At 63.3% G+C, this 12,594-nt stretch carries 10 protein-coding genes and 1 tRNA gene; 7 read left to right on the forward strand and 4 right to left on the reverse strand.

The genetic code is table 11. From position 1 onward, the window contains the following. Positions 1-119: 119 nt before the first annotated feature. From U9R80_RS22050 to U9R80_RS22075, 6 genes are all read left to right on the forward strand, one after another. Positions 120-1,613, forward strand: a complete 1,494-nt coding sequence (locus U9R80_RS22050; RefSeq protein ID WP_301841190.1) for a sensor domain-containing diguanylate cyclase — start codon at positions 120-122, stop codon at positions 1,611-1,613. After that, entirely contained in the window at positions 1,606-1,827 is a 222-nt protein-coding gene (locus U9R80_RS22055) for a cysteine-rich CWC family protein (RefSeq protein WP_301841188.1), read from the forward strand. Before U9R80_RS22050 ends, U9R80_RS22055 begins: the two co-directional genes overlap by 8 nt. A gap of 27 nt (positions 1,828-1,854) precedes the next feature. Beyond that, complete coding sequence (locus tag U9R80_RS22060) at positions 1,855-2,547, forward strand: pseudouridine synthase (RefSeq protein WP_301841187.1); 693 nt, start codon at positions 1,855-1,857, stop codon at positions 2,545-2,547. A 320-nt stretch (positions 2,548-2,867) separates the two neighbouring features. Continuing rightward, positions 2,868-3,755: an alpha/beta fold hydrolase gene (locus U9R80_RS22065; protein ID WP_301841186.1), complete on the forward strand. Its 888-nt coding sequence runs from the start codon at positions 2,868-2,870 to the stop codon at positions 3,753-3,755. 156 nt (positions 3,756-3,911) lie between these two features. Beyond that, positions 3,912-3,985, forward strand: a tRNA-Gly gene (locus U9R80_RS22070). Positions 3,986-4,231: 246 nt separating this feature from the next. Further along, a complete protein-coding gene (locus U9R80_RS22075) occupies positions 4,232-5,932 on the forward strand; it encodes a SulP family inorganic anion transporter (protein ID WP_301841185.1) in 1,701 nt (566 codons plus the stop codon). Positions 5,933-5,985: 53 nt separating this feature from the next. Here the strand turns inward: U9R80_RS22075 and U9R80_RS22080 are convergent, their stop codons facing one another. Next, positions 5,986-7,572: an alpha/beta hydrolase-fold protein gene (locus U9R80_RS22080; RefSeq protein WP_301841184.1), complete on the reverse strand. Its 1,587-nt coding sequence runs from the start codon at positions 7,570-7,572 to the stop codon at positions 5,986-5,988. A 7-nt stretch (positions 7,573-7,579) separates the two neighbouring features. Continuing rightward, positions 7,580-10,000, reverse strand: a complete 2,421-nt coding sequence (locus U9R80_RS22085; RefSeq protein WP_301841183.1) for a TonB-dependent receptor — start codon at positions 9,998-10,000, stop codon at positions 7,580-7,582. Positions 10,001-10,082: 82 nt separating this feature from the next. Here U9R80_RS22085 and U9R80_RS22090 point away from each other — a divergent pair, with 82 nt between their 5' ends. Continuing rightward, entirely contained in the window at positions 10,083-10,235 is a 153-nt protein-coding gene (locus U9R80_RS22090) for a hypothetical protein (RefSeq protein ID WP_324803955.1), read from the forward strand. Between the two features lie 782 nt (positions 10,236-11,017). Here U9R80_RS22090 and U9R80_RS22095 read toward each other — a convergent pair. Both U9R80_RS22095 and U9R80_RS22100 read right to left on the reverse strand, forming a co-directional pair. Beyond that, complete coding sequence (locus U9R80_RS22095) at positions 11,018-11,986, reverse strand: FecR family protein (RefSeq protein ID WP_301840417.1); 969 nt, start codon at positions 11,984-11,986, stop codon at positions 11,018-11,020. After that, positions 11,979-12,518: an RNA polymerase sigma factor gene (locus tag U9R80_RS22100; RefSeq protein ID WP_301840416.1), complete on the reverse strand. Its 540-nt coding sequence runs from the start codon at positions 12,516-12,518 to the stop codon at positions 11,979-11,981. Before U9R80_RS22100 ends, U9R80_RS22095 begins: the two co-directional genes overlap by 8 nt. Positions 12,519-12,594: the final 76 nt, after the last annotated feature.

Below are 12,594 nucleotides of genomic sequence, written 5' to 3' on the forward strand. Positions count from 1 at the left end.
CGGATCCGGTGCCCGTGCCGCAATAATTTGATACAACGCCGATAACCTCAAATTTTGTCCAGTTATTTTCCGGCCACACCACTAGAATGAACGCCACTGGCCTAGATCAAGGGAATGTCATGCCGTCTCGCTCCGCCCTGTTTTCGCAGCGCTCGCTGATTCTGACCTTGCTGCTGTTGCTTGGCTGCGGATTTCTGGCCACCTCCCTGATCAGCTATTTCGCCTCGCGCAGCGCCATTCGCGACAACATCGTCAACACCGAACTGCCGCTGACCTCCGATACCGTGTACTCCGAAATCCAGAAGGATCTGGTTCGGCCCATCCTGATTTCCTCGATGATGGCCCACGACACCTTCCTGCGTGACTGGGCCCTGGAAGGCGAACAGGACCCGCAGCAACTGTCCCGCTACCTGAACGAGATCATGGGCCAGTACCGCGCCTACACCGCCTTTTTTGTCTCCAGCCGCACAGGCAACTACTACCAGGCGCAAAAAGGCGTCCTCAAGCAGATCGACCCCAAGGATTCTCGCGATGCCTGGTACTGGCGCGTGCTGAAGCTGACCGAACCCTATGAAATCAACGTCGACCTGGACATGGCCAACCAGGACAGGCTCACGGTGTTCATTAACTACCGTATGTTCGACTACGACGGCAACTTCATCGGGGTCACCGGTATCGGGCTCACGGTCGAAGCCGTGGTGCGCCTGATCGACGACTACCAGCAGCGTTACCAACGCCAGGTGTATTTTGTCGACCCCAAGGGGCAGGTGGTACTGACTGGCTCCAACGGCGGCCCCCACGGTGCCCGGGCCGGTCAGTCACTCAGCGAACTGGTCGGCTTGCGCGATTTGCTGCAGCAAATGCCAGAGCCGGTCAGCGGCAGCCATGAGTACCGCAATGACGCAGGGCGCAGTCACTTCCTCAACATCCGCCTGGTGCCTGAACTGAACTGGTACCTGTTCGTCGACAAACGCGAAGATGGCGCACTGGACAACGTGCGTCAGTCGCTTTACCTGAACCTGGCGATCTGCACCATCATTGGCCTGGTGGTGCTGTCGCTGCTCAACGCCATGGTCAAGCGCCATCAAGACAGCATCGAAGCCCTGGCGACGCTCGACAGCCTGACCGGCCTGCCCAACCGCCGGGGCTTCGACCTCCTGGCAGCGCAGGCCATGCAGGAATCCCGGCGTGAGCCCAACCCATTGGTGGCGCTGTTGATCGACCTCGACCACTTCAAGGCACTCAACGACACCCACGGCCACCTGGCCGGCGACGAAGTGCTGCGCCAGTTCGCCCAGGTGCTGGAGAACTGCCTGCGCCAGGCAGACATCATCTGCCGCTGGGGCGGTGAGGAGTTCATCGTTCTGCTCAAGGACACCGACGGCGTGCGCGCCCAGGAAATCGCCGAAAAGATCCGCCAGCGTACCGAGGAACTGGCCTTCTCCTTCGCCGGCAATCCGATCAGACTGACCACCAGCATTGGCTTGAGCACCCTGCAGCGCGAAGATACCCTGCACAGTCTGATCGCCCGCGCCGACCATGCGCTGTACCGTGCCAAACAAAGCGGACGCAATCGCGTCTGCACCGAGATGCCCAGGTCCGACAATGAGTGACCCCCAACACTGCCCTGCCTGCGGCGCCAGCAACCGCTGCAGCCTGGCCGACCCGCGCACTGCCGCCACGGCCTGCTGGTGCTACGGCGTCAGCATCGACCCCAAGGTGCTCGAAGCCTTGCCCGCCGAGTTGCGCAACAAGGCCTGCCTGTGCCCCGCCTGCGCCCAGGTGCTGGAACAACTGGACGCAGCAAAAGCAGCCCGCGACCGTTAAACTGCCACGCCCGGACCCTGGCCTTGTATGCGTCTCGATCGTTTCCTCAGCAACCTGCCCTGCTTCAACCGCCAGCAAGTACGCCTGCTGCTGGTGCAGCGGCGCGTGCGCGTGGACGGCTACTGCGTGAGCGACCCGCACCTGGAAGTCCGCGAGTTCAGCCGCATCGAGGTGGACGACCAGCTGTTGCAGGCCGGGCGCCCGGCCCGTTACCTGATGCTGCACAAGCCCCAGGGCTGCGTCAGCGCCACCCAGGACCCGGAACACCCCACCGTGCTGGACCTGATCGACGAAGCGGACACCCATGATCTGCACATTGCCGGGCGCCTGGACTACAACACCACTGGCCTGATGCTGCTGACCAACGATGGCCAATGGTCGCGGCGACTGACCCAACCGAAAACCAAACTGCCCAAGGTCTACTACGTCGAGACCGAACAGGTGATCGAACCCCGTTACATCGACACCTTCGCCCAGGGCTTGTACTTCGCCTTCGAAGACCTCACCACCTTGCCCGCCGAACTGACGCTGATCGGCCCGCGCAGCGCCCGCCTGAGCATCGTTGAAGGCCGCTACCACCAGGTCAAGCGCATGTTCGGCCACTTCAACAACAAGGTGCTGCGCCTGCACCGCGAGCGCATGGGCCCGCTCACCCTCGACCCAGGCTTGCGCCCTGGCGAGTACCGAGCGCTCTATCCCGAAGAAATCCAGGCGATTTGAGCCGGCGACCGCCTGGCGGAAAGATGCCGTCAATTTCCCCAAAGGCACTTGCGGGTTAGTTCGCTGCCTGCTTGAATCCAATCGTCGGTCTGCATGTGACTTGTCAGTCACGCCCGTAGTCCAAGACACCTTTTTGCTGGCTACCGGGGCCTCGATGCACCGGAGTCCGGCAGATTGCCCACCTAGAACAATACCCGTCGACCAGGCGTTACAGGATCGACAAGGGCCCTCGGTTTCTCTTCAAGGCGCATGCCTACCTGTCATAAAGAACGCGCATCCTTGCATGTGCGAACACCCTTTTTGCGCCAGGAGTCGACGACATGAGGCCAGAAATTGCTGTGCTTGATATACAAGGTCAGTATCGGGTTTACACGGAGTTCTATCGCGCAGAGGGCGCCGAGAAAACGATCATCCTGATCAATGGGTCGTTGGCCACGACGGCCTCCTTTGCCCAGACGGTGCGCAGCCTGCACCCGCAATTCAACGTGGTGCTCTACGATCAGCCCTACGCCGGCAAGTCCAAGGCGTACAATCGCCATGAGCGGCTGCTGACCAAGGAAACCGAAGGGCAGATCCTGCTGGAGCTGATCGACCACTTCGCCGCCGACCACGTCATGTCGTTCTCCTGGGGCGGCGCCTGCACCTTGCTGGCCCTGGCACACAAGCCGCGGCGTATCCAGAAGGCGGTGGTCAGTTCGTTCTCGCCGGTGATCAACGAACCGATGCGCGACTACCTGGAAAAGGGCTGCCAGTACCTCAGCACCTGCGACCGCTACAACGTCGGCAACCTGGTCAACGACACCATCGGCAAACACCTGCCGTCGCTGTTCAAGCGCTTCAACTACCGGCATGTGAGCAGCCTGGACAATCACGAGTATGCGCAGATGCACTTTCACATCAACCAGGTGCTCGACCACGACCTGGACAACGCCCTGCGCTCGGCCCGTGTGATCGACATCCCGGTTCTGTTCATGAACGGTGAGTGGGACGAATACACCACCATCGATGACGCCCGGCAGTTCAGCCATCACGTGCGCAACAGCCACTTCAGCGAAATCCGCGCGGCCGGCCACTTCCTCGACATGGAACACAAAGCGGCCAGCAACCAGACGCGCGATGCCCTGCTGGGCTTCCTCAAGCCGGCAGCCGTTCGTGAACCTCGTGTCCGCTACCAGTACGGCCAGGAGCACCATGCACTGGCGATCTGAAACCCCTGGTCGGCGGTAGCGCAACCTCCTGCATCAGCGGCCCGTTGGGGCAGAAGGAAGATGCAAGACCTTGCGCTAGCGGCCGCCGACCCCAGCCTTTTTTCCGGGCAAGGCTTCAAATCGCAGTGCGCTTCTGGTACAACGTCTGGCCTGAAAGCGGGTGTCGTATAATGGCATTACTCCAGCTTCCCAAGCTGATAACGAGGGTTCGATTCCCTTCACCCGCTCCAGTTTCCCCAACGTTTCAGCCCACCTGAAACGCAGGCTTCCCAGACGAAGACCTGGCTGCATGTTTCTCCGGCCCAAGGCCAATCCCCTCCCCCGAATCTGCTGACCTTTCAATCCCAGCACGCCCATCCCGGGCCGAACAACGCTGTCTTTTGATCTGGCGCGCTGCTGCGTCGGGCCAAGGTGCGCTTTAATGTCCGGTACTGCGCATTTTCGTCACATCGCGAAACACTCGAAAGGACCCGTTCATGTTTCTCTCTCGCTGGCTCCCGGGCCTTTCCAATCTGCTGCATTACCGCCGCGAATGGTTTCATGCCGATCTGCAGGCTGGCCTGTCGGTGGCGGCCATCCAGATTCCGATTGCCATTGCCTATGCACAGATCGTCGGCCTGCCGCCGCAATACGGCCTGTACGCCTGCATCCTGCCGATGATGGTCTATGCCCTGATCGGCAGTTCGCGGCAGTTGATGGTGGGGCCGGATGCGGCCACCTGCGCCATGGTCGCCGGCGCCATCGCGCCACTGGCCATGGGTGACCCACAGCGGCTGGCGCAGTTGTCGGTGATCATCACGGTGCTGGTGGGCTTGATGCTGATCGGCGCCGGGGTGGCGCGGGCCGGGTTCATCGCGAGCTTCTTCTCCCGGCCCATCCTGATCGGCTACTTGAACGGTATCGGCTTGAGCCTGCTGGCCGGGCAACTGGGCAAGGTGCTGGGGTTTCGGATCGAGGGTGACGGTTTCATCCTGAGCCTGATCAACCTGCTGCAACGCCTGGGCGAGATCAAGTGGCTGACCCTGAGCATCGGCCTTGCCGGGCTGGCCTTGCTGATCTGGCTGCCGCGACGCTACCCGCGCCTGCCCTCGGCGCTGGTGACCGTGGTACTGGCGACCCTGATCGTCGGCTTGTTCGGCCTGGACCGTTACGGGGTGGCGGTGCTTGGCCCCGTGCCGGCAGGTATCCCGCAACTGGCCTGGCCACAAACCAACCTGGCGGAGATGAAGAGCCTGCTGCGTGATGCCCTGGGTATCGCCACGGTGAGTTTTTGCAGTGCCATGCTCACCGCCCGCAGTTTCGCCGCCCGCCATGGCTACGCGATCAACGCCAACCATGAATTCCTCGCCCTCGGGGTGACCAACATCGCCGCCGGGGTCTCCCAGGGCTTTGCCATCAGCGGTGCCGACTCACGCACAGCCGTCAATGACATGGTCGGTGGCAAAAGCCAGCTGGTGGGGATTATCGCCGCCCTAGTGATTGCCGTGATCCTGCTGTTCTTCACCGCGCCCATGGCCTGGATTCCGCAGGCAGCCCTGGGCGCCGTGCTGCTGATGGCCGGCTGGGGCCTGATCGATGTGAAATCCCTGGGGCGGATCTACAAGCTCAGCCGTTTCGAGTTCTGGTTATGCGTGCTCACCACCGTCGGCGTGCTGGGTGTCGGCGTGCTACCGGGCATCATCATCGCCGTGACCCTGGCCATCCTGCGCCTGCTGTACAGCATCTACCAGCCTACCGATGCGGTACTGGGCTGGGTGCCGGGCATCGAAGGTCAGGTCGATATCCGCCGGCACAAGGATGCGCGGACGGTCCAAGGCCTGGTGGTGTATCGCTTCGACGACGCGATCCTGTTCTTCAATGCCGACTACTTCAAGATGCGCCTGCTGGAGGCGGTGCAGCGCGAAGACGAACCACGGGCGGTGCTGTTCGACGCCGAGGCCGTCAGCTCCATTGATGTCAGCGGGATATCGGCATTGCGGGAGGTGCGCGACACGCTCAACGCCCGCGGCATCCACTTCGGCATCGCCCGGGCCCAGGGGCGCTTCCTGCGCATGCTGGTGCGTTCGGGTATTGCCCGGGAGATGGAGGACGGGATGTTGTTCGGCTCGGTGCGCTCGGGGATCCGGGCCTATCGGGTGTGGCGTAACCGGATGCGCAAGGAAGCGGTGGCGCAGTGACCGCGAAACAAACCCGCTCCTGCCGGTAGGAGCGGGCTTGCCCCGCGATACGATCACCCTGGCTGACACACCTTCGGCATCTCCCCCGCCTTGCCGATCAACGCAATCAACCCACACGGCAAGCTCCCCCGCCATTGCAGGTAATCATGCCCGGCCGGGTATTCCACCTGAGTCACCGCGTACCCCTTGGCCAGCAGTACATCGCGCATGTGCCGGTTGGTGTCGAGGATCTTCGGCCCTTCAAACAGGCCGGACTGCAAGTAGAAGCGCAGGGGCTGCTTGGGCGCTTTCACGTATTCGCGGGTCAGCCAGCCCGGCTCTTCACCGTCCCTGCCCCACCAGTACGAGCCTGACATGCTCAGCACATTGCCAAACCACTCCGGGTGCTTCAGGCCCATGTAGGCAGACGCCAACCCGCCATAACTGGAACCCGCCACCACGGTGCGCGAAGCGTCGGCGCGCAGACCACGCGCCTTGGCCCAGGGCATCAGTTCTTCGGCCATGAAGCGGGCGAACTGCGGATTGGGCGGCAGCTCCTGCTGGCGACTGAGATCGCTCGGGTTGGCGATGATCAGCGCGGCAGTTGCGGGGATCAGGCCATCGGCAATCAGGTTGTCGAGCAGGGTCGGGGTCGGCACCTGGCGGGTGTAGGCATGGGCATCGAACAGCACCAGCAGTCCTTGCCCCGGTGCGCCGGCTATCCAGCCGGCCGGGCGATACAGGTACACGTCACGTTCATTACCCAGCAGATGGCTGCCGAGTACCTGACGCTCCACGGTGCCACGGGCCACATCCTGGCGCTCAGCCACCCAGGGCTGCGCCGGCGCATCGGGCAGCTCCAGGCGCGAGCGTGAAAGCCACGGATCACCGCTGCTGTCGGCAAAGGCGTCGGGATTGAGTGGATCGCGGCGGGTGGTGGCCAGTATCACCCGGCGGTCGTTGGACGGTGGCACATCGGCCGCCATCTGGTAGCTCAGGCGCGCGCTGGACGGCACTTCATAGCTGCGAAACCAAACGTCGCTATCGCCCAGGCGCTGCAACTCATCGTGGTTGCCCGAAGGCGCACCGAACACCCGAACGTTGTGCTGGGCACCGCGCCACAGGAACGTCACCAGGCTGTACCCCGGCTTGTCGACCAGGGCTTCGACCAACGGCGTTCCTTGCGCTTCGCGCGCCGCCCAGAACGCCTGCGTACCGAGCCCCTGAAGCAGCTGTTGCTGCAACTGGCGCATCAGCGGACTTTGCAGCGCAGGCCGGGTGACCTTCTGCTCAGCCACACTGACCACCTGACTCAGGCTCAGCGCGTAATCCGCCTTTGGCCGGGTCGCCAAGGGCTCGGCATGCAGACGAAAGTCGCCGCTGGCTGGCGCAATGAACATGAAGTCCCGCGGCTGATCCTGGCCATCGACCAACACCCGCACCGACTGCCCCTGCGCATCGAGCAGGCGCAGGCTGATATCGCCGTCCACCCGTCCGCGCACAAAGTCTCCCTGCTGCAGCCGCAGCGTCCAGTCAGGCTGCTGCGCCTGGGCGACGCTGCCCTTCACCGTCTGCCCGGGCATCAGCGAGGTCGTGGCCACCGCACTGTTCATCGCCAGGGCCAGCAGCAGCCCGCAGCCCCATGGGTTGATTCCATTCATAGCCACCTCAGAAGTCGATGCTGGCGGAGAGTTTCAAGGTGCGCGGTTCGCTCACCGTGGCGTAGCCGTCGTTGAACACCCCGGCCCAGTAGGCACGGTTCTCGACGTTTTCAAGGCTTGCGCGCAGCACCACGTCCTTGCTCAGGATGCGCGTGCTGTAGCGACCGCCCAGGTCGTAGCGGGTCCACTGCGGGATCTTCAGATCGTTGGCGCTATCGAGGTACTGCGAGCTGCTGTGAATGCCCAGGGCCGTCAGGGTCAGGCCCTCGATCCAGGGGGTGTCCCACTCGGCGCCCAGGTTGGCCGACCAGGCCGGCACGCCGCGAGCGGTGTTGCCATCGAAGGTGCCGTTGGCGGTGCGAGTCAGTTCGGCGCGGGTGTAGGTCACGCCGCCGAGCAGGCGCACGGTCGGGGTCAGCGAACCGAACAGGTTCCACTCGACGCCGCGGTTACGCTGCTCGCCATCATCGGTGTACCGATTGCTGGCGCTGTCGAGCATCATGCTCGGCTTCTCGATCTGGAACAGGCTCAAGGTGTGGGTGAAATCGCCCAGGTCCCACTTGACCCCCGCCTCCACCTGCTTGGCCTTGTAGGGGGCGAACTGCTCGCCATAGTTGGCAGCACTCAGGTCGGTGACCATGCCGCCCTGAGTCAGGCCTTCGATGTAGTTGGCGTAGAGCGAGACCGGTGCATCCCAGGGCTTGAGCACAAGGCCCAGGGCAGGTGTCAGGGCACGTTCGTCATAGGCGGGATTGCTCAGCTTCTGGCGTACCCGCTGGGAGCGCACACCCAGGGTCAGCAAGACCCTGTCGTCGGCAAAGCCCAGGGTGTCGGCCAGCGAGAAACTGGACAGTGTGTTGTCGCCGGTCTTGTCGCTGGCGCCGAGATCGCCAGCGATGATCGGCTTGCCGGGGTGATAGATGTTGGTCACGTATTTGGGACTGGTGACCGTGGCGGCTCGGCCGATGTCCTGGTGCAGCAGCGTGGTGCTCAGCACCACCTGGTGATTGACCGTGCCGGTGACGAAGTTGCCCCGTACCCCGGCCTCGGTGGACAGGCTGTGGGTGTACCCGGCCTGGTTGTAGGTTTCGCCGCTGGCATCGCCATTGCTGTTGGTGACGATGACGCGGGTGCCGTTGAGAAAGCCCTTGTAGCGGGTACGGGCGCTGCCGACGCTGGCAAACGCGGTCCAGTCGTCGTTCAGGTCATACTCGCCGCGCAGGATCACCGCCTTGCTGATCTGCTTGGCCGAAATCCCCTTGAGGATGTTGGTGTCCGGCTTGGGCGCCTTGGTCACCGAGCCCAGGCGACTGAAACCCGCCATCATCGGGCTGCCGTTGTCCATTTTCTCGTGGCTTTCGTAGGCATCGAGCTCAACCTTCCAGCCATCGCCGCGGTAGTCCATGCCCAGCGAGGCCAGGGTGCGGTCCTTGGACTGCTCATCGACGCCGGTGTCACCGCTGCCGTACACCCCATTGAAACGAATTCCGAAGCGTTGCTCATCGCCCAGGCGACGCCCCAGGTCAATGTGCTCGGCAACGTAGCCATCGGACACATAGCTGGTCGTCAGGCGCGTCAGCGGCACATCGCCTGCGCGCTTGGGCACCAGGTTGATCACCCCGCCCACCCCGCCATTGGGCGCCATGCCGGTAAGCAGTGCCCCCGGCCCCTTCAGCACTTCGACCCGCTCAAGAAACTCGGTGGGGGTGTGGCCATCCGGCGCCAGGCCGTACAGGCCATTGACGGCGAGCTCGGTGGAGTCGAGCGAGTAGCCGCGGATCATGAAGTTCTCGTAGGTATGGCCTTCACCGGTACTGAAGCGAATCGACGGATCGTTGCGCAACACGGCGCCCACCGTGCCGCTCTGCTGGTTTTCCATGGCCTGGGCGGTGTAGGCAGAGACGTTGAACGGGGTGTCCATGATGTCGCGGTTGCCCAGTATCCCCAGGCGCGCACCACGGGCGACCTGGCCGCCGCTGTAGGCTTCGGGCAGGCCATCGGGAGTGCTGGCGGCGTTGATGTTCAGTTCACCGAGGGTCAGTGCGCCGTTGCTGTCGAGGCTGCGCAGGATGATCACGCCGTTTTCTTCGCTGGCGACCAGGCCGGTATTGGCCAGCAGCCGCTGCAGGGCCTGCTGCAAGGTGAACTCGCCGTGCAGGGCCGGCGCGCTGCGCCCGGCCAGCAACTGGCTGTCGGCGGCAATGGCCACGCCGGCTTCACGGGCCAGGGCGTGGACGGCGCTGTCCAGGGATTGCCCCGGCAGGTTCAGGCTCAGGGTCGGACCGCCAGTGTTCAGCGCCGCAGCCAGGGTAGTTGCCGGCAACAGACTGGCACTCCCCAGCGCACAGGCCAGCACCAGGTGGCGAAGGGTGCCGGGGAAAACCGCAGCGGCTGCCGGGCGGCCAGCCCGGGCGTGGAAAAACGACATGATCTGTCCTTGCAGAGGTGGGTTCGTGGATGAAGACGGGCCACCACGCCGTTACCCCTCAAAACTTTTGGTTCTTCACGGATTGGCGGGAACGTTTGGCTTGGGTGGTGGCGGTGGCGGTGGCGGTGGCGGTGGCGGTGGCGGTGGCGGCGGTGGCGGTGGCGGTGGCGGTGGCGGTGGCGGTGGCGGTGGCGGTGGCGGTGGCGGTGGCGGTGGAGCTTTATCCATTTTGTAGGGTGACGCCACTGGCCCTTCCGCCCTTACGGCGGCTTACTTTTTTTCAGTCGAAAAAAAAAGTAAGCAAACAATTCTTGCCCCACCAGGCCCTACGCTTCGCTTCGGGTCCCCTCGCTACGGTGTCGCTACGGGGCATTGCGAGCTACGACTTGCTTCGCCAAGTCTACGCTTCGCAACTTCGGCTACGGCCGAAGGCGCTTCGCGCTAGCCCCTACACGACACCTCCGCTCGGCCCTTCTGGTTAACGGGGCGGGTGGATCAAGATCAAGAGCACAATTCGCTGCGCTCTTGCTTTTGGACCCCGGTGAATCAGTAGGCACCGCTCTTTTGCTCTTTTGCTCTTTTGCTCTTTTGCTTGTGCTTTGGCGTTTGCTTTTGATCTTGCTTTTGATCTACCTGCCCCGTTAACCAGAAGGGCCGAGCGTAGGTGTCGTGGAGGGGTGAGTGCGAAGCACCTTCGGCGATAGCCGAAGTCGCGAGACGTAGAGTTGCTTGCAACTCGTAGGCCGCGATACCCCGTAACGACACCGGAGTGAGGGGACCCGGAGCGAAGCGCAGGGCCCCTGGTGGGGCGAGAATTTTTTGCTTACTTTTTTTTTTTTCGACTGAAAAAAAGTAAGGCGCCGTAAGGGCGCAAAGGTGACTCAGCGCCGCCTTGGCAAATGGATAAACCCGCAGCACTAAAAGCCACAAACCCACAAACCCACAAACCCACAAAGAACATCAAACCCGTAAATCCGTGAAGAACCAAACTTTTTTGCCGAACGCTGCACGCCGCGTTCAGCGCAGCGCCAGATGACGTTGCCCGCCCTGTTCCAGCAAGGTCACCGGCAGGATTCTGGGCAAGGTCTGCAAGAGCATTTCCGGCCGGTCACTGGGGAAGCTGCCCGTCAGGTGCAGACGCCCGGCTTCGACACCCAACGTCACCGGCTGCAGGGCATAGGCATTGAACTCGGCAATCACCTCGCTCAGCGGCGCTTCGGTGAACGACCACCAGCCATTGCGCCAGTGACGTTCATCCGGCGCAGCCTGGGCGCTGGCATCGAACGCCTGCAACTGGCCCTGCTCACCCAGGCGAATCCGCTGCCCGGCCTCCAGTACCTGTTCACCCCCGTGCAGGCCACGTACCGCGACCCGCCCTCGCGCCACCGCGACGTGAATCTCACCGCCCCGATCGCTGACGGTGAATGCGGTGCCCAGTACCTGCACCTCACCCAGCCGGGTGGTAATCAGGAAGGATCGCAACCGTTCGCGCGCCACATCGAAATAGACGTTGCCCTGAAGCAAGCGAACCTGGCGCAGCCCGTTGCTGTACTCCACCCGCACGCTGGTCTCGGCTGCCAGTACCAACTGGCTGCCATCGGGCAAGTGCTCGGTGCGCGGGGGTTCGGCATGGACAGTCTGCAGCAGTCGATCGAACTGCGGCACCCGCTGCCACAACCAGCCCAGCCAACTGGCGCCGGCCACCAGCGCGAGCACTCCGCCGCCCTGGCGCAGCAAACGCCGACGACCGAGATTGACCGGCTCCGGCGTCACGGCCGTGCGCAGTTGTGGCGTCAGCCGGTGCACCAGCTGCCAGCGCTGCTCGGCTTCCTGCCAGGCCCGCTCGTGCTCACCGCTCTTGCTGCGCCAGCGCTCCAGTTGGCCGCGCACCTGATTGACCCGCTCGGGGTCGTCGCTGTGCAGCGCGGCCAGATACGTCAATGCCTGCTGCACCTTGCGCGGGGAAGCGGGGGCCGAATCAGGCATCGCGGACCGCCAGGCTCAGCTCGGAAAGATCGAACACCGCCCGGCCGATATGCAGCTCGACCGCCTTGGCCGACAGCTCAAGCTCGGCACACACCTGGCGATGGCTATGGCCATGCAGGCGCACCCGCACGAACACCTCGCGGCGCAGGCGCGGCATGCGTTCGATGCGCTCGATCAGCTGTTGCAGTTGCTCACGGGCAATGAGGATGTCTTCCACACTCGGCGTCAGCACATCGGCGCGGGTCAGCCAGTCTTCCAGGGCCGATAGTTCGTTGCTCCGACGCCGGTGCTGGTCGATGCACAGGTTGCGCGCGGCCTGAAACAGCAACGCCCGGGCATTGATGACCGGGGCGTTGAGGGCATGGGCATAGACCTGGGCGAAGCTTGACTGGGCGATATCGGCGGCATCATCCGGATTGCGAAGCCGGCCGCAGAGGTAGCGACGCAGGTCGCTGTAATGCGCCAGCAAGTCGTGGACGACCTCCGGCAAAACTGCGGCGCAGGCGGTCCAGGGCGAGGAAAGCGAAGTCATTGAAGGCCGGCGTGAAGGAATGAAATGAAGTCATGAATAGGAATTCATATCATTCTCACATGATTGCGCGGCCTTG

The organism is Pseudomonas sp. JQ170C (assembly GCF_035581345.1).
Taxonomy (GTDB): Bacteria; Pseudomonadota; Gammaproteobacteria; order Pseudomonadales; family Pseudomonadaceae; genus Aquipseudomonas.